Annotated in this window: 15 protein-coding genes; 12 read left to right on the top strand and 3 right to left on the bottom strand. The window is 26.6% G+C overall.

Annotated elements, in window-relative coordinates; translation table 11 throughout:
• From I2A75_RS03835 to I2A75_RS03820, 4 genes are all read left to right on the top strand, one after another.
• Positions 1 to 828, top strand: coding sequence for an urease accessory protein UreD (locus I2A75_RS03835; RefSeq protein ID WP_195263152.1), 828 nt, complete (start codon positions 1 to 3; stop codon positions 826 to 828).
• 62 nt (positions 829 to 890) lie between these two features.
• Positions 891 to 1865 carry a cobalt transporter CbiM gene (gene cbiM, locus I2A75_RS03830; RefSeq protein WP_195263151.1) on the top strand — a complete coding sequence of 325 codons (975 nt, stop codon included), beginning with the start codon at positions 891 to 893 and terminating at the stop codon, positions 1863 to 1865.
• Between the two features lie 59 nt (positions 1866 to 1924).
• Positions 1925 to 2719 (top strand): energy-coupling factor transporter transmembrane component T, encoded by a 795-nt coding sequence (locus tag I2A75_RS03825; RefSeq protein WP_195263150.1) that lies wholly within the window; start codon positions 1925 to 1927, stop codon positions 2717 to 2719.
• 20 nt (positions 2720 to 2739) lie between these two features.
• On the top strand, positions 2740 to 3465 hold the full coding sequence (locus I2A75_RS03820) for an ABC transporter ATP-binding protein (RefSeq protein WP_195263149.1): 726 nt from the start codon (positions 2740 to 2742) through the stop codon (positions 3463 to 3465).
• A 165-nt stretch (positions 3466 to 3630) separates the two neighbouring features.
• Here I2A75_RS03820 and I2A75_RS03815 read toward each other — a convergent pair whose 3' ends face one another.
• Together I2A75_RS03815 and I2A75_RS03810 are read right to left on the bottom strand one after the other, a co-directional pair.
• Entirely contained in the window at positions 3631 to 3801 is a 171-nt protein-coding gene (locus I2A75_RS03815) for a hypothetical protein (protein ID WP_195263148.1), read from the bottom strand.
• Positions 3802 to 4200: 399 nt separating this feature from the next.
• Positions 4201 to 4395, bottom strand: a complete 195-nt coding sequence (locus I2A75_RS03810; RefSeq protein WP_195263147.1) for a YvrJ family protein — start codon at positions 4393 to 4395, stop codon at positions 4201 to 4203.
• A gap of 187 nt (positions 4396 to 4582) precedes the next feature.
• Between I2A75_RS03810 and I2A75_RS03805 the strand changes: the two genes are divergently transcribed.
• Positions 4583 to 7165 carry a binary toxin-like calcium binding domain-containing protein gene (locus tag I2A75_RS03805; protein ID WP_195263146.1) on the top strand — a complete coding sequence of 861 codons (2583 nt, stop codon included), beginning with the start codon at positions 4583 to 4585 and terminating at the stop codon, positions 7163 to 7165.
• Between the two features lie 34 nt (positions 7166 to 7199).
• Positions 7200 to 7751, top strand: a complete 552-nt coding sequence (locus I2A75_RS03800) for a sigma-70 family RNA polymerase sigma factor (protein WP_195263145.1) — start codon at positions 7200 to 7202, stop codon at positions 7749 to 7751.
• A gap of 331 nt (positions 7752 to 8082) precedes the next feature.
• Here I2A75_RS03800 and I2A75_RS03795 read toward each other — a convergent pair whose 3' ends face one another.
• On the bottom strand, positions 8083 to 9339 hold the full coding sequence (locus tag I2A75_RS03795) for a helix-turn-helix domain-containing protein (protein ID WP_195263144.1): 1257 nt from the start codon (positions 9337 to 9339) through the stop codon (positions 8083 to 8085).
• A 191-nt stretch (positions 9340 to 9530) separates the two neighbouring features.
• On the opposite strand from I2A75_RS03795, the gene I2A75_RS03790 reads away from it, so the two are divergent.
• The 6 genes from I2A75_RS03790 (at position 9531) to miaA (ending at position 18566) form a co-directional block, all read left to right on the top strand.
• Positions 9531 to 10268: an SDR family oxidoreductase gene (locus tag I2A75_RS03790; protein WP_195263143.1), complete on the top strand. Its 738-nt coding sequence runs from the start codon at positions 9531 to 9533 to the stop codon at positions 10266 to 10268.
• 307 nt (positions 10269 to 10575) lie between these two features.
• Complete coding sequence (fliB, locus tag I2A75_RS03785) at positions 10576 to 11733, top strand: flagellin lysine-N-methylase (RefSeq protein WP_195263142.1); 1158 nt, start codon at positions 10576 to 10578, stop codon at positions 11731 to 11733.
• 217 nt (positions 11734 to 11950) lie between these two features.
• Positions 11951 to 12529: a hypothetical protein gene (locus I2A75_RS03780; RefSeq protein ID WP_195263141.1), complete on the top strand. Its 579-nt coding sequence runs from the start codon at positions 11951 to 11953 to the stop codon at positions 12527 to 12529.
• Between the two features lie 187 nt (positions 12530 to 12716).
• Positions 12717 to 15536, top strand: a complete 2820-nt coding sequence (gene mutS / locus I2A75_RS03775) for a DNA mismatch repair protein MutS (protein ID WP_195263140.1) — start codon at positions 12717 to 12719, stop codon at positions 15534 to 15536.
• A gap of 46 nt (positions 15537 to 15582) precedes the next feature.
• Entirely contained in the window at positions 15583 to 17628 is a 2046-nt protein-coding gene (gene mutL, locus I2A75_RS03770) for a DNA mismatch repair endonuclease MutL (RefSeq protein ID WP_195263139.1), read from the top strand.
• Between the two features lie 11 nt (positions 17629 to 17639).
• The gene (gene miaA / locus I2A75_RS03765; RefSeq protein WP_195263138.1) at positions 17640 to 18566 is read left to right on the top strand and encodes a tRNA (adenosine(37)-N6)-dimethylallyltransferase MiaA; all 927 of its coding nucleotides are present in this window, start codon (positions 17640 to 17642) and stop codon (positions 18564 to 18566) included.

Here is an 18566-nt window from a genome sequence, read left to right as displayed (position 1 = left end):
ATGAATGATTTAGATGGTGAAATAAAAGTAATACTTGAAAAAAAGGATGGAAAAACAATAATTAACGATATATTTCATAAAGGTGTGCTAAAAGTATCGCCTACTATTTATTTGGATAAAGAAAAGATACCTTGTTATTTTTTTATGCATATGGGAGGTGGTTATATAGAAGGTGAATCATGTAGTAATTATATAGAGCTAAAAAAAGGAAGTAGATGTGTAATTACAACTCAAGCACCTACTATTATATACCAAAGCCGAAATGAAAAAATTTGCAAGCAATATTCAATGATAAATTTAGAAGAAGATAGTGTATTAGAATATATACTAGATAATACAATTCTTTTTAAAGATGCTAGATATGAACAAAATACTGAAATACATCTACATAAAAGTTCTTCGCTTATATATGCAGATGGAATTACAGCAGGATGGTCTCCTGATAATAAAAAGTTTCAATATTACATTGCTCATATGAAAAGTAAAATATATATGGATGGTAATCTTATATTTTTAGATAATTTATTATTTGAGCCTAAAAACCAAGACCTTGAAGGGCTTGGTTTTTTAGAGGGATATTCTAATTATGGTACAGCTACTGTTATAGATAGAAGAATAGACGATATTTTCGTTGAAAACTTGAAGGAATACATAGAATCATTTAACTTAGATATAAAGTTTGGTATATCAATGCTAGAGGTAAATGGATTTGTTATAAGAATCATAGGCAATCTTACACAAGATATACAAAAAGCATTATATATATGTATAAATCATGTTCGAAAAAAATTATTTAATTCTTGTGATTTGAATTTACGTAAGTATTAATTGCATAAAGAAATTAATTAATATTTAATACGTTTTACAAAATAAAAAATGGAGGTGGTATTATGCATATACCAGAAAATTATTTAAGCCCAGGGACTTGTACTGTTATGGGAGCTGCTATGATACCAATATGGAAATATTCTATTAGCAAAGTAAAGAGTACAATAGATAAAAAGAAAATGCCTATTTTAGGAGTTTGTGCGGCATTTTCATTTTTAATTATGATGTTTAATATTCCAGCACCTGGAGGAACAAGTGCTCATGCAGTTGGCTCTGTATTAATAGCAATAATTTTAGGACCAGCATCAGCTACGATAGCTGTTAGTGTAGCCTTATTAATACAATCTTTATTTTTTGGTGATGGTGGAATACTTGCCTACGGGGCAAATGCATTTAATATGGCATTTATTATGCCTATTGTAGGGTATTATAGCTATTCATTTTTAAAATCAAAATTTAAAAGTACTAGAGGAGAGTACTTAGCCGTGTTTATTTCAGGTTATTTAGGACTAAATTTAGCAGCTTTATGTGCAGCAATAGAATTTGGAATACAGCCCTTACTATTTAAAAATCATTTAGGACAACCACTGTATTGTCCATATCCTTTAAGCGTATCTGTACCAGCTATGGTATTTATACATCTTTTGATTGGATTACTTGAAGGAGCTGTTACTGTTGGAGTATATGCTTATATAAAAAAAATATCACCATCAATAATTAGCAATAAAGGGAAAGAAAATATCAATTCACTATTGAAATTTTCTATTATTGCTATAATTGTAATGATAATTTTAACACCACTCGGATTAATAACATCAAATACAGCCTGGGGAGAATGGGGAACTGATGAAATAAAAACATTAGTTGGATATATCCCTAGCGGAATGGAGTCAGGTTTTTCCTATAATGCTTTTGCAAGTGACTATGGATTTAGTGGATTAAGACCTATTACAGGATATATACTATCTGCAATAATAGGAATTACAGCAATAATAATAATATTTAAAGTTATAGGAAGTCTTAAGAAAGAAGTATAATTGATAATACTAAAATCATACAAGTACTAATAAAAAAGAGGTGATTTGATATATTAAATATGGAACAAAGAGATTGGTTATTAAAAAAAGATAATTATGAGCCAGTTGAAGATAATGAGAATTTTTTAGATAAGACTATAGTTGGAATTATGACAATGCTTTCTAAAATTAAAAGAGAAAACCCCATAGATGGTTTTATATATAGAATAAATCCAATTGTACAGCTAATATCTATGATAGTGCTAATTTTATTTTTAGCACTATCTAATGATATATTTTTTGTATACTGCATTCTAGCGTATTCATTAATGTATATATGTATTTTAGATGGATATGTAATAAAAAAAATATTATCGATAAGTTTAATACCTCCAATATTTACTTTAATAATATTATTACCATCTATTGTCTTTATGGGCAATTATCAAGCTAGTATGTTATTAGTTTTAAAAATTTTCATAAATGTTTTGCTCATTAATATATTCTCATATACAACAAAGTGGAGTAATATAACTAAATCACTTAAAGTACTTTTTATTCCAGATATAGTTATATTAATATTTGATATAACTATAAAATATATATATGTGTTAGGAAATCTCTCGCTTAAAATGTTATATGCATTAAAACTAAAAACTATTGGAAAAAGTCTTGAAAAAAGAAATTCCTTATTAAGAATTATAGGGAATTTATTTTTAAAATCAAAAACAATGGGAGATCAATTATATTTAGCTATGGAATGCAGAGGCTTTACTGGAGAATATATAGTATATTCAAAATTTAAATTTACATTAGCAGATGCAATATATACATTTATTACTATAATTATGATAGTAATATTTTTTGTAGTATAAGAAAAAAAGGATGAGGTCTTATGATAAAGTTAGAGAATATACAATTTTCATATAAAGATAAAATAGTTCTTGATAATATAAATATCAAGATAAAAGAAGGAGAATCAGTAGCAATAATTGGTCCTAATGGATGTGGAAAATCCACATTATTAAAACTTCTTAATGGGCTTTTAATTCCTAAAGAAGGTAAATATATATTTTGTGGTGATGAAATTACAAATAAAAAATTAAATAATAATATATTTTCAAAAAAATTTCATAAAAAAATTGGCTTTGTTTTTCAAGATTATAATACTCAACTATTTTGCCAAACTGTATATGACGATGTTGCTTTTGGTCCTAGACAAATGGGATTAACCGAAGATGAAATAAGAAATAGAGTAAATGATTGCTTAGAATTGTTAGGAATAAAACACATTGCAGATAGAGTGCCTTATAACTTAAGTGGAGGAGAGAAAAAGAAAGTCGTAATTGCTAGTGTACTTTCGTTAAATCCAGAAGTTCTAGTTCTAGATGAGCCATTAAATGAGATAGACCCTAGAGGAAAGAAATTTTTAAAAGAATTATTAATAAAGCTTAATGAAATTGGAAAAACAATAATATGTTCTACACATGAATTTGAATATATTAATGGAGTGTTTAAAAGAGGCATAGTATTTTCAGAGGATCACTCTATAATTAGAGATGATGATTTTGAAAAAATACTTGAGGATAAAGAATTCTTAGAGAAAAATAATATTATCTAACCATACTTTATCAAAATTTGTATTAATAGTTTAATTCATTTTTATTATTCTAAAAAGTAGGAATTATTGAATAAGATTAGAAAAAGGTAAGTATTGTATTGAACAATACTTACCTTTTTCATAATGAATAATATTCGCTTCTATTAACTAAATCAATAGAAGTATCTAATATACTGTAACAGTTACTTTTTTAGATGGAACTGCTGTATTTTCATCTTCAACTTCAGCCCAAAAAGTATGAACACCTTCTATTATTGAATAAAGTTCAAAAGATTCATTTGCCTCATAAGGATTTCTAAACGTAAGTGGAGTAGTCGCAATCTTTTGTCCATCCATATATAAATTTAAGGTTTTTGCATTGTTTAAAGGTGGAATCGTTATTTCAATACCTATAACCTCTTTGCATCATCTAAATCTTTATCTTTATTTGATGTAATAAAAGCATTAGGTTTATTGTTTTTATTAAAGCTAACCCTTAATATGTCATTGACTTGATATTTAGATGCTTGTCTCCAAATTTCTTCCTCTTTAGCCCATTCTCTATAGTTTTTTAGGATCTTTAATAAAATAACAAATTCAAAGTTAAATTAGAAACATACACATAGGAATATTTAGTATAGGAATCTTTCTAAAAAAATTATTATTTAATTATTTTTTAACTGGTATACTTTATGAGAGAAAGAAAACGCACCCATATTTTAAAAATGGGTGCTTTTTTTACTCGTAAATTTAATTTTAATTTGAAATGTTTTCTTCAGTGCTTTTTATATTTTCTTCTACATGGATTTTATCATTAATAAGATCATTCAAAGATAAAATTGTGTTAGATAATGTAGTTAATTGTTTTTCTACTCTTAATAATAAATAAAAAGTAACTACTATTGGAAATCCTATGTTTTTAATTAAATTAGAAATATTATCAATATCCATATGCATGTCCTCCTTTCTTTTTTAAAATTATAGAGTTCAAATATAAAATATTAGAAATATCAATATTTTTTCACAATTTTAGCATCATAAAAAAATATTTCAAAATTTGAAGAAAAATGAAATTATATAATATTTTATTTATGTAACGTTACTAATAAAAATTAAAAAATAAGGAAGGTGTTTACTTATGAATGAAAATTTGAAAGGACTTACAGGATACTATTTTAAAGATAGCCAATTTAGTGACTTATCAATAATAGCCCCTACAATAGGATCTACATTATTATTCTCAAAAGATTCCCTTAAAGGAATGAAATGTTTAGAAAATGAAATACAATCAATAAGATGGATTGGTTTTATTAAAGCAAATCAAACAGGAAAATATGTAATATCATCAGATAACAAAAATTGCATGATCGAAATAAACGGTAATATGTTAGATAGCACTTCAAGCATTAACTTAACTACTGGAAAGTTTTACAGAATTAGAATAGAACAATTACTTGATACTCCTATAATTCTAAAAGATTACCTTGGAATAAAATTATATTGGAAGATAGATGATAATGATAAAACTTTAATACCTTTAACTAATATGTTTGAGCCAGAATATTCAGATATGAGTGATGAATACAGATTTATTCCTAATGACAATATGTTTAATAGTAGTAGTATTCTGAGTAGAGCTTCTACAGCTATTATAGATTCTGATAATGATGGGATACCAGATTCTCAAGAAATTAATGGCTATACAGCTAAAGACAAAATTATTGTTGATTGGGATGAAAGCTATAGTGAATTAGGTTTAAAAAAATATGTATCTAATCCATATAAAGCAAGAACCGCAAATGATCCATATACTGATAAGGAAAAGGTACTTGGTAATATAGATCCATCAGTTAGTCTTATAGCTAGGGATCCATTGATAGCTGCATATCCTATTATTAGAGTTTCAATGGAGAATTTACTAGTAACAAAGAATTCTACTATCACTGGTGAATCAGGAAGCAGTATGGCAAAGGCTGTAACAACAGGTCAAACACAATCTAATACTGCTGGAACCGAGATTTCAGGAGAAATTGGATTTGAAGGATTCCCTAATTTTAAAATAACTGCTTCTGCAAATTATTCTCATACATGGGAAACAAGTAACTCTGTTGAGGATACAACTGGTACAAGCTTTACTAAAGGATTAAGTATAAATTCTGGTGAAGCTGCTTATATAAATCCAAATGTTAGATATTATAATACTGGAACAGCTCCTGTATATAATCTTAGTCCTAGTATTACATTAACTTTAAATGGAGGTTCTATAGCATCTATTAAGGCTCAACCAAATCAAATTGGTGGATATATTAACCCTGGTCAAAACTATCCAGCTAAAAACTTACCACCATTAGCATTTAATACTATGGATCCATTAAGTACTCAATTAATTGCTATTGATTATGGGCAATTACAAGAAATAGATAAGGGAACTAGCATAGATATATCCGTTCCACAATTTACTGGTAATTTTGCTAAATATGATTCAGATGGAAATATAGTAACTTCAAATAATAGTTGGACTCCTTATTTAGGACAAATGGAATCTTCTACAGCTACAATGATACTTGAAACAAAATATGCTACAAAAGAAGTGAGAATTGCTGCACGTAACTCCAAGGATAGCACAGATAATACACCTGAAATTACTGTATTAGAAGCTTTACAAAAAGCTTTTAATATACAATTAAAAGGAGAAGATATCTATTTTGAAGGAATAACTCTTCCTGCTGGTGCTAAAATATCTATATTTATGGATGATTACACTAAGAATGAAATGGATGAACAATTGAAGACTATGCAAATAAAGAATTTCTTATATTGTAAAATAAGACCTAGAATGAATATTACAATAACTGCTAAAGAAACATCATCATTAATAGCAGAAAATAAAACTTACAGAATTTTATCTTATTTAGATAATAGAAAATGTATGAAAGTAGATACAACTAATGGTGTTAATAAGGTAGTTATAAATGAATTAACTAATGATTCTAATGAAAAATGGACAGTAAAATTTAATCCGTCAACTAACTTATATACAATAAATAATCTGGCTACTAATGCTCCTTTATGTTTTGATTCTGCCTCTGGAGATAACATCCTTAGAAGTAAAAATATAAATAGTATTAATGATAAGTCTTGGAGCTTAGAAGATGCTGGATACAATTCATATTATTTTAAGATTAAATCTAATTTATCGAAAGTAGCAGATTTATCAAATGAAAATACAACAAATAACACACCAATAATGCTTTTTGATAAAAATGGCGGAAGAAATCAAAAATGGGTATTCCAAGAATGGTCACACATGAAAATTAAGGAATGTATCGATGTAACACAAAATTATACTTCTAGTAAAATATCAGATATAAAAGGTATAGTACGCACAGATAATCATGGGAATATACCAAGCTACGTAGTTGGTGATTTTTCTTTCAAAGTTAAAAATGTTGATTCAAGAAAGTACACTGTAAAGCTATTATCACAAACTTTAGCAGTTCCTCCTTACTATATAAAATGTGTTGCAACCTTAGGATCTGTTTCAAAAACAGCAAAGCAAAGTGCAGGAGGATATTGGAACACTAATGTATTTGAATTTGATTTTCCTGTAAATGAAAATGTAAATGAAGATTTACTTATAAATATAACTTCATATATAAATTCTGATTATGTTACTGACCCATATTTTATATATATGTATTCCGTATATGTAGAAGACTAAAAATAAAAAATCTATATATTGGGAGGCGATTGCTTTGAGTAACTATAAAAAAAACATGCTTGAATTAGAAGGAAATGTAATTAGAGCAAAAAATGGGGATATGGATGCAAAAAAATATATAATTGATTTTTTTGAGCCCTTTATAAAAGGTAACTCAAATAAAATATTCATAAAAAATATGGATAAAAATGATATTGAGCAAAGTTTAGAGTTATATTTACTTATTGCAATAGATAAGTATCACGGAAAAAATACATTCTTTTGGTATGCAATTAAAACTATGCAAAATAATATATTTTGTGATTTAAGGAAAAGTAAAAAAGAATTTAACTGTATAGATATAGAAAAAATAAATATTAATGATACTCAAAATATTGATGATAATATAATAAATAAAGAAGACAAAGAAGAGCTAATGAATGGATTAAAAAAGTTGGATGATAGTGAATTTGATTTATTATATAAAATATATTTTGAGAATTATGGATATGATGTTTTATGTAATGAGTATAAAAAATCATATAAAGCATTAACTTCAAAAAAGAATAGAGCAATAAAGAAATTAAAATTATTAGTTTCTTTATAGTATAGTAAATTTTATTAAAGTTATGAGGTCCTAGAGTTAACTAGGATCTCATTCTTATATTGCAATGAAGTCTTATAATTACTTATAATACAAAACATTAGAAATTAAATATTAATAAAGTGCTCTAATTAACAATCTACAACCCTTTATTAATATAACAAATAGAACTATTAATTAGCTGCAATTATCACATCTTTAATAGCTTCTATTGCAATTAATCTTGGTAAAAAAAAACAATTTTCTGCAGTTACTTTAAATAATGTCCTCAAATCTTATATTTTCTTGATTCCCAGTAATCATATTTTTAATATTTATAGTCTTATTTGTCTCTTTAATCTGAATAATATAACGTTTTATATTCCTTAGGTGTTATTCCAACAAATTTTTTAAATGTCTTTGAAAAATGACTTTGGTCAATAAAGCCTAAAGGTGAATAAATATCTACGAGAGATTTTTTACCAGATATAATTAACTTTTTAGATTCTTCAATTCTTTCTTTTTGCATGTAATCACTAATAGATACTCCAACTTCTTTTTTAAATAAATGTGAGAGATAACATGGATTCATAGATGTATAGTCTGCTAATTGAGTAAGTGATATTTTCTCATATAAATGTTCAAAAATATACTTCTGACATTTAAGTATAGCAGAAGAGTAGTTATACATTTTAACTTTGTTTAAATGCTCTGTATAATCTAAAATCATTTTTAAAAATAAATCATTTATATCTTTTATAGTATTAGTATCTTCCACAGCTTCAAAATAAAAATCTGCGAGGGTTAATGATACTTCCCAAACAAGTCCACTTTCTATAGCTGCACGAGATACTATTGATGTATAACTAATAAAAATATTCTTTAGATTTCTTAAAGGGTTTTTAGAGTTTATTCCCATATCACCGTCAAATGTATTGTCTCTAAAAAACTTTATTACTTCTTCTAATTTTCCTTCGGTTATATATTTTAATAATTCTTTTTCAAATTCTTTAGAATGGTGCAATCTACTATTTCTTCTTTTCTTTGAGCTAGAAATGTAAAAAGCTTTGCTATCCTTTAAGCTAATATCAATAAGCATTTCATCTACATTTACTACATTAGTCAAATTTAATTTATCATGATAAATAGAATGATAAAGAAGTAATCCTGCATCTATAAAGCTATTAAAATCCATTATAACAATATTATTATAGTAATTAATTAAGCTTTCTCTGTATTTCATTAAGATATCAAACTTTTTCATAATAGAATTAATGGATTTTTTATCAATTTCAGAAGGAATAGTTGGTCCCATTAAAAGAGTTCCACTAATATTATCACTAGTATTTACTTTAATAATAAAATAATTTTCATAATACATTGTTGATTTAATGTTTATAGGAGTATTTTCATCGTTAATAGTTAAAAAATCACTTAAGAATTGCTTATTATTGTTATATAAAGGGTTAGTGCTATATTTATAAGAATATTTAAATAGAATTGCATCATTTGAATTAAAAAAGAATATTGGTATTTTTAACATTCCAAAAGTTTTTTTACAGACATATTTAATATCATCTAAAGACAAAAAACTACTTTTATTAGAAAACACTTACACCACTCCTAAAAGAAGAATAATCAAGATTTAATAACGTAAATATTATATCATACATAATATTCACAAAGTAAAATAATTTTGATATATTATGTAAAACTGATACAAAATTCCAATAATAATACAATAATAAATTTATAAAAGTATTTAATATTAAAGTATCATCAAATGAAAGGAATGATTAATTTATGGGGAAAAAAGTTGCTCTTATAACAGGCTCATCAAGGGGAATAGGTGCAGCATGTGCTAAGGAATTTGCAGCAGCAGGATATAATGTTATTATTCACTGTAATAGCAATGTAGAACGTGCTAAAGAGGTTGCTGATGCTTGCATAGCATTGGGATCTGAAGTTTTAATATGTCAAGCAGATGTATCTAAATATGATGAATGTGAAAGAATGGTTCAAGAGTCAATAAGTAAATTTGGATTTATTGATGTGCTTGTTAACAATGCAGGAATTGAATTTAATGGTTCAATTATGGATACTTCAATAGAAAAATTTGACCAAGTTATGAAAACTAATGCGTATGGACCTTTTTATATGTCAAAATTAGTAGTTCCATATATGATAGAAGAAAAATCAGGTAGTCTTATTTTTATATCCTCTACAAGTGCTTCAATCGGTGCAATGGGAAGTTCAGCATATGCTTCTTCAAAATCAGCTCTTCTTGGATTAACAAAGACTCTTGCAAGAGATCTAGCTCCTATAGGTATTAATGTAAATGCTATTTCTCCTGGAGCTATAGAAACAGATATGGTATCAGTTCTTCCAGAAGAATTAAAGAATTGGATAAAGGGTAGTGTATATGCAGCAAGACTTGGAAAGCCAGAAGAAATTGGTGCAACAGCTGTATTTTTAGCATCAGAAAAAGCAAATTATTTAACTGGACAAAATATAACAGTTGATGGTATTTTCCGCACATGATTGTAGTATAATTAACAAACTATATATTCTTTAAAGTTAAATCAAGAACATATTAAGGAATAAGATTATATTAACTAGTTTTAATTAAAATGATAAAAGTCTTTAAATTGCTTATTTAAGTAATTTAAAGACTTTTTTTTATATACATTAACAAATAATTTTAAATCCATTGATATATCCTTAAAGAATTTACAAACTTATTAAAGATAAATTCTATTCATAAAATATTAAAGCTTGAAGTCATTATTAATGAGTATTAAAATTAGTTTGTTATAGAAATATAAATACATATGATGTGAGGTTAAAAATGAAAATACGAAAGCCAGATTACTTTGATGAATTTGAATGTATAGCTTCTGAATGTGAAGATACTTGTTGTGCTGGATGGGGAATAGTTATAGATGAAGAAAGTCATAAAAAGTATTTGTCTGTAGATGGTACATTTGGAGATGAATTAAGAAGCAAGATAATTAATGAAGATGAAGAAAATGTTTTTGTCTTAAATGGAGATAGATGTTCTTTTTTAAACGAAAATAATTTATGTGATATATATAATAATTTAGGAGCAGAAAGTCTTTGTTATACATGTAAGCAATATCCTCGTTACTTAGAGGAGTTTGGAAATACTCGTGAAATTGGTATATCCTTATCATGTCCTGAAGCTGCAAGAATAATACTAAGAAAATCTAATAAGGTAGAATTTGAATTAAGTGAAATTGATGAAGAAATCACTAGCTACAATGATATTAATCCAATGCTATATATTAATCTTATGCAATGTAGAAAAATAGTTTTTGATATCATGCAAAATAGAGAAATAGATTTAAAAATAAGATGTGCTTTAGTTCTTATTTTTATTAATGAAGTACAAGAAAAAATAGATTCTAATGATATTCAATCAATTAAGTCAGTTAAAGACAAGTATTTAGATAAGAGTTTTATTGAATCAACTATTAATGATATTAAAGAATATAATGGAAAAACAACTGAAAAATATCTTAATATAAAAGAAGTTATAAAAGTATTTAGAGATTTAAAACATATTAAGCCTAATGATATTTTAGGTTTAGAAGATGCTTTAAGATATTTTTGGCAAAGTAAAGAAGATAAAGATATTTATCTAGATATCAACGAAAAGTTTAATGAATACTACAAAGAAAAAAACTATGAATTTGAACAAATTTTAGTTTACTTTATATTTAGATACTTTATGAAGGCTGTTTTTGACTATGATGCTTTAGCTAAGGTAAAAATAGCATTAATAAGCTATATAATGATAAAAGAACTATGTGTAGTTAGATATTTAGAAAATAAAGAATTTACAAATGCAGATATGGTAGACATAGCTCATACATATTCTAAAGATGTAGAACACTTAGAAGAAAATATTGAAACCTTAGAAGAATTATTTGAAACTAATGATGTATTTAGCATTGAAGAATTATTAGTTATTCTATTAAACTAAGAAAAATATATGAAAATATTCTATATTATTAAAAAGAATAATAATTCTATCTGTTTTTAATTTATAATATTATTTTTCTTTTTATTTTTATCTCTTATATAAAGAATTATACTGATATTAAATTTATTATAATTTTACAGATAATATATTAATTAATTTAATTGCTTTATCTTGGAAATATAGTAAAATATAGATGAGTTAAATAGGGGGTAAATATATGAAACTATTAAAAAAAATATCAATAATAATGATCTTAGTACTATCAGTTACTGCTATTTATGGTTGTAAAAGCAAAGAACCATCTCCATCAGATACAGTAAAAACTTATTTTGATGAAATTAAGGGTGCTGATGAAGCAATGATTTCTACATTATTAAGTACTGTTAAAGAAAATAATACTAATTCTTCTAAAAAGATGGTTACTGAAATACAAAAACTTACTTATACTATAAATTCAGAAGCTATTGAAGGTGAAGATAATGCAACAGTTAATGTTACAGTTAATGGACCAGATATTGCTGCCGTAATTGCAAAAGGAATCCAAGAGGTGTTTACAAGTGCTTTATCACAAGCTTTCTCTGGTACAGAAATGACTGAAGAAGAACAAAATAAATTATATGATGATATTCTTATAAAAGCTTTAGATGAAGTTACATTTACAGATAGAACTGGAGATATAACTTTAGAAAAATCAGAAAATGGTTGGAAAGTTACTAACGAAAATGAAGTTACTAAATTAATCATGAATATAGATCCAACTACATTTGATCCAACCAATATTGAAACTGAAAACTAGAAATTAAATTATAATAAGCTCTTTAGATCATTATATATAAAATGACCTTATCAATTTAAAATTTGATAGGGTCATTTTCCTTTTTAAGTTATTACTTTTTATTGTAGCAACTTTATAGTATAATAGTCATAAAACCTTATGTTTACAAGGTTTGTACTTAAATTTAGGGATGTGAGGTAATAAGAATATGCTAACTCCAATGATGAGACAGTATTTTGAAATAAAAGAAAATTATAAAGATTGTATTTTGTTTTTTAGATTAGGTGACTTTTATGAAATGTTCTTTGACGATGCTAAAATAGCTTCTAGAGAATTAGAACTTGTTTTAACAGGAAGAGATTGTGGTCTTGAGGAAAGAGCTCCAATGTGTGGGATTCCATTTCATGCAGCTTCATCTTACATAGCAAGACTTGTTAATAAAGGATATAAAGTAGCAATTGGAGAACAAGTTGAAGATGTTTCAGCTTCTAAAGGTATTGTTAAAAGAGATGTTATTAAGGTTATAACTCCTGGTACATATATAGAAAACACTGAAGATAGTGAATATAAAAATACATATTTAATGTGTATAGTTGAAGATAATGGCTATTACGGGTTAGCCTCTTCTGATATATCTACTGGAGAATTTAAAGTAACTAGTTTTACAGCAATAAAGGCAAGTTTATTAGACGAGATAACTAAGATATCTCCAAAAGAAATAATTGTAGATATTAATATAAGTGATGAATTATTATCAGAAATTACTTCTATTTCTTCAGCATTAATTACTAAGAGAGATTTAAGTAATAGTATTTGCACTGAAGAAGAGCTTCTAGAACAATTTTCTGAAGTATGTACAGCTAACTTAAATGATTTATCTAAGACTGTATCTAAAGCCTTACTAAAATATATATATGATACTCAAAAGATGACTTTAACTAATATAAATCTTTTAGAGTATTATGACATAATTAATTATATGACTATAGATGGTAACTCAAGAAGAAATTTAGAGCTTACTGAAAACCTAAAAGAAAAATCTAAAAAAGGTAGCTTAATTTGGGTTTTAGATAAGACTGCTACTTCTATGGGAGGAAGAGCAATTAGAAAATGGATTGAAGAGCCTCTTATAATAAAATCTGAAATTCAAAAAAGATTAGAAGGTGTAGAAGAACTATATAATAATGCTTACTTCAATGAAGATTTAAGAAGTTTACTTAAGGAAATTTATGATATAGAAAGAATTGTAGGTAAAATTTCTAATAAAAATGCTAATGCGAAGGATTTAATATCACTTAAGTGCTCATTAGAAAAGCTACCAGGTATAAAGAGTCATTTATCAGAAGCAACTTCTAACTTATTAAAAGAATGGTATAAAGACTTAGATGAACTTACTGATATTAAAGAACTTTTATCTAATGCAATTTTAGATGATCCATCTATTGCTTTAAAGGAAGGTAACATAATTAAGGACGGCTACAATGAAGAGGTAGATAGTTTAAGAACAGCTAAACTTCATGGTAAGGAATGGATTGCAGCTTTAGAAAATAGAGAAAGAGATTTTACAGGAATTAGATCATTAAAGGTTGGATACAACAAGGTATTTGGCTACTATATAGAAATATCAAAGGCTAATTATAGCTCAATTCCTGAAGGTAGATATATAAGAAAGCAAACACTAGCAAATGCTGAAAGGTTTATAACTCAAGAATTAAAAGAAATGGAAGATAAAATCTTAGGTGCAGAAGAAAAGTTAGTAGCTTTAGAATATGACTTATTTATAGAAGTAAGAGAAGCAATAGAAAAGGAAATTGCAAGACTTAAACAAAGTGCTAGAATTATTGGTAACTTAGATGCTTTATCAACATTATCTTTAATAGCTGTAGAAAATGATTATGTTAAACCTAGCATAAATGAAGATGGAGTCATAGAAATAAATGAAGGAAGACATCCAGTTGTAGAAAAAGTTATTGGGAAAGGTGAATTTGTTTCTAATGATACTACATTAAATTCAAATGATAATAGACTTTTACTTATCACTGGTCCTAATATGGCAGGTAAATCTACATATATGAGACAAGTGGCACTTATAACTCTTATGGCTCAAATAGGATCCTTTGTTCCAGCTAAATCTGCTAATATTTCTATATGTGATAAGATATTTACAAGAATAGGTGCTTCTGATGATTTAGCAGGGGGAAAATCTACCTTTATGGTTGAGATGTGGGAAGTATCTAACATCTTAAAGAATGCTACATCTAAAAGCTTAGTTTTATTAGATGAAGTTGGAAGAGGAACATCAACATATGATGGACTTAGTATAGCTTGGTCTGTAATAGAATATATATCAAAAAATAATAACCTTAAGTGTAAAACACTTTTTGCTACCCATTATCATGAATTAACTAAACTAGAAGGTGTAATAGAAGGTGTTAAGAACTATTCTGTTGCTGTAAGTGAAATAGATGATAATATAATCTTCTTAAGAAAGATAGTAGAAGGTGGAGCAGATCAATCTTATGGTATAGAAGTTGCAAAGCTTGCTGGATTACCAACTCAAGTTATTGATAGAGCTAAGGAAATATTATCTTCATTAGAGAATGCTTCAGGAAGTAATTCATTAGATGTTACTTCAATTAAAGAAGTTGCAACTGATAAGTTTGAGAAAAATGAAGTAAATAAAGCTACTAACATTAAAGAAGTTGTAGAAGTTTCAGTTACAGATTCAGATTTAGATTTAGACAATAACTCATTAGATAGTGCTAAAGAAGAATCTAATGAAAGTTATATAGAAATAGAAAGTGAACCTATAAATAATACATTATTAGAAGATACTAATATAAAGAAAGACTCTAAAAAGAAAAAGAATTCTAAAGATGAAATTAACGATTATCAAATAGATTTTACAATGATAGAAAAAGAAAATTTAATTAATTCACTTGCTGATATAGATGTTATGGCATTAACTCCTATGGATGCAATGAATACATTATACAAGTTAATACTTGAAGCTAAGAGGGTTAAGTAATTAATTTGATAAGGTAATTAATAGGGTACGTAATTGAGGTGATTATATGAAAAGAATAAATCTATTAGATGAACATACCTCTAATAAAATAGCAGCTGGAGAAGTGGTTGAACGACCTTCTTCAGTTGTGAAAGAATTAGTAGAAAATTCAATAGATGCAGAAGCAAAAAATATCACCATCGAAATAGAAGAAGGTGGTATTTCTTTAATAAGAATTATAGATGATGGTAATGGAATACACAAAGATGATATTAAAAAGGCTTTTATGCCTCATGCAACATCTAAGATCCAAAATGTAGAGGATATATATTCTATTATGACATTAGGCTTTAGAGGGGAAGCATTGGCATCTATAGCATCTATAGCAAAGGTATTATTAAGAAGTAAAATAGATGGAGAAGACTTTGGTTCTGAAATTTCAATAGAAGGTGGAGAAATACTTTCAAAATCTGAAACAGGAACTAATAAAGGAACAATAATAGAAGTTAGAGATTTATTTTACAATGTCCCTGCTAGAAGAAAGTTTTTAAAATCTACTTCAAGAGAAGGTGCATTAATAAGTGATATAGTTTCAAGGATAGCCTTATCTAATCCAGATGTATCTATAAAGTTCTATAATAACGGTAAGAAGGTATTACATACTTATGGTACTGGCAATCTTAAAGATGTTATTAGAACTGTATATGGAAAATCTATAAGTGAAAACTTAATATACTTTGAAAGTGCAGAAGATGCAATTCATTTATATGGATATATAGGTAAAGAAGAAATAGCTAGAGGATCTAGAAATAATCAAAGTATTTTTGTTAATGGTAGATATATAAAGAATAAAACTATAGTAGCAGCTATAGAAAATGCTTTTAAGTCCTTTGCTACAGTAAATAAATTTCCTTTCTTTGTTTTATTCCTTGAAGTGTATCCAGAGTTTGTAGATGTTAATATACATCCAACAAAGGCTGAAATTAAGTTTAAGGAAGATAGAGGGATATTTAAAAAGGTATTTGATGCAGTTCATAAGGCATTTAAAAATGAAGTTTTTAATGACTTCTATATTCCTGAAGAAGAACAAGAACAAAAAGATGAAGTGCCAGCAGAAGTAGTTGAGGAAATATCTTTTAATATAAATGTTAATGATACTTATTCAAATAACTTGCCTTTATCTCAATATGATGATAGTAATAATAAAAACAATGAAAAAGAAATAAATAATATGCCAGGAGTTTCTTATGAAGATTTAAGAAGAGAAGAGGAACTTTATAATAACCTTAAAAACTTAAAAGAACTTGGTAAATTAGATATTAAATCACGTAATAATGACAGTACAGATTATAGTAATGTCTCTGAATATACGCCTATAAATTATGATTCAAATGCTATAGCATGTGAAGATAAGAAAGAAACTTATAACAATACAATAAATAAGGATATAACAACTAACTATGATACAGTAAATAATAGAGATGTAATAAGTAGCAAAGAAAACTTAAATAATATAGAAAATAGAAGTGCAAAGTTTCCTAATTTAAGAATAATAGGACAGTTTAATAAAACTTATATACTAGCTGAGTATGATGAAGTCTTATATATGATAGATCAGCATGCGGCTCATGAAAAGATTCTTTTTGAAAAGTACTTAAAGAGTATAGAAGAGGGGGATATAGTAGTACAGCAACTACTAGTACCTACTTTAATAGATTTAACTACAGATGATTTTTGTTATTATGAAGAAAATTCACAAGTGTTTACTATTGCAGGATTCACTATTGAAAATTTTGGTGGAAATACTATAGCAATAAAAGAAGTACCTTATTTCTTAGGTAAGCTAGATCCAAGAAATTTATTTATTAATATATTAGATAACATAAAATCATTAGGTAGCGGAAAGACAACAGAAGTAAAGTACAATAGAATTGCAACACTTGCATGTAAAGCTGCTGTTAAGGCTAATGATTATTTAAATCAAATGGAAATGGAAAAACTAATAAATGATTTAAGATATATAGATGATCCATTCCATTGTCCTCATGGTAGACCTATAATTATTAAATTTACAAACTATGAGTTAGATAAAAAATTTAGGAGAATTGTATAAAGGGAGAAATAATGAAAGAAAAAGTTTTAGTTATAGCAGGTCCAACAGCAGTTGGTAAAACAGATTTATCTATAAAATTAGCAAAAGAATTAAATGGAGAAATAGTTTCTACAGATTCAATGCAAATATACAAATACATGGATATAGGATCTGCTAAAATTACTAAAGAAGAAATGCGTGGCGTTACACATCATATGATAGATGTAATAGATCCTAGTATTCCATTTTCTGTAGCTGACTATAAGGAAATGGCACAAAAATGTATAGAAGATATTATATCTAGAGGGAAGCTTCCAATATTAACTGGTGGTACAGGGTTATATATAAATGCATTAACCTGCAATATGAACTTTACAGAAGCAGAAAATGATTTAGATTATAGAAATGAATTAGAAGAGCTTGCAGAAAAACATGGTAATGAATATATCCATAATATGCTTAAAGAAATTGATCCTATAAGTTATAAGGAAATTCATTATAATAATAGAAAAAGAGTAATTAGAGCTTTAGAAGTGTATAAGTTAACTAAAAAGCCTTTTAGCTCATTTAATGCAGGAGACGAGTTTTATAATGGACCATATGATGTTAGTTACTATGTACTTAACATGAATAGAGAAAAGCTATATGATAGGATAAACTTAAGAGTAGATATCATGATGGATAGAGGGTTACTTGATGAATGTATAAAATTAAGAGAAATGGGGTATAATTCATCTGTACAGTCAATGCAGGGGATAGGATATAAAGAGATCTTTTATTATTTAGAAGGTAAAATATCCCTAGATGAAGCTGTAGAAATGATTAAACAGGGTTCAAGAAATTATGCTAAAAGACAATTAACTTGGTTTAGAAGAGACCCAAGAGCTATTTTTTTGGATAAAGATTTATTTAGTGAAGAAGAGATATTTAAAAGAATAGTTGGTGAATTACTACCATAA

This window comes from Clostridium sp. 1001275B_160808_H3, assembly GCF_015550425.1.
GTDB lineage: Bacteria > Bacillota > Clostridia > Clostridiales > Clostridiaceae > Clostridium.
Note: the sequence above shows the minus strand (reverse complement) of the source record. Positions and strands in the feature narration are given on the sequence as shown.

Excerpts from the sequence above, each read along its gene's own strand:
- I2A75_RS03835 (WP_195263152.1), top strand. The coding sequence starts at position 1 with ATGAATGATTTAGATGGTGAAATAAAAGTAATACTTGAAAAAAAGGAT.
- cbiM (WP_195263151.1), top strand. The coding sequence starts at position 891 with ATGCATATACCAGAAAATTATTTAAGCCCAGGGACTTGTACTGTTATG.
- I2A75_RS03825 (WP_195263150.1), top strand. The coding sequence starts at position 1,925 with ATGGAACAAAGAGATTGGTTATTAAAAAAAGATAATTATGAGCCAGTT.
- I2A75_RS03820 (WP_195263149.1), top strand. The coding sequence starts at position 2,740 with ATGATAAAGTTAGAGAATATACAATTTTCATATAAAGATAAAATAGTT.
- I2A75_RS03815 (WP_195263148.1), bottom strand. The coding sequence starts at position 3,801 with ATGGATGGACAAAAGATTGCGACTACTCCACTTACGTTTAGAAATCCT.
- I2A75_RS03810 (WP_195263147.1), bottom strand. The coding sequence starts at position 4,395 with ATGGATATTGATAATATTTCTAATTTAATTAAAAACATAGGATTTCCA.
- I2A75_RS03805 (WP_195263146.1), top strand. The coding sequence starts at position 4,583 with ATGAATGAAAATTTGAAAGGACTTACAGGATACTATTTTAAAGATAGC.
- I2A75_RS03790 (WP_195263143.1), top strand. The coding sequence starts at position 9,531 with ATGGGGAAAAAAGTTGCTCTTATAACAGGCTCATCAAGGGGAATAGGT.
- fliB (WP_195263142.1), top strand. The coding sequence starts at position 10,576 with ATGAAAATACGAAAGCCAGATTACTTTGATGAATTTGAATGTATAGCT.
- I2A75_RS03780 (WP_195263141.1), top strand. The coding sequence starts at position 11,951 with ATGAAACTATTAAAAAAAATATCAATAATAATGATCTTAGTACTATCA.
- mutS (WP_195263140.1), top strand. The coding sequence starts at position 12,717 with ATGCTAACTCCAATGATGAGACAGTATTTTGAAATAAAAGAAAATTAT.
- mutL (WP_195263139.1), top strand. The coding sequence starts at position 15,583 with ATGAAAAGAATAAATCTATTAGATGAACATACCTCTAATAAAATAGCA.
- miaA (WP_195263138.1), top strand. The coding sequence starts at position 17,640 with ATGAAAGAAAAAGTTTTAGTTATAGCAGGTCCAACAGCAGTTGGTAAA.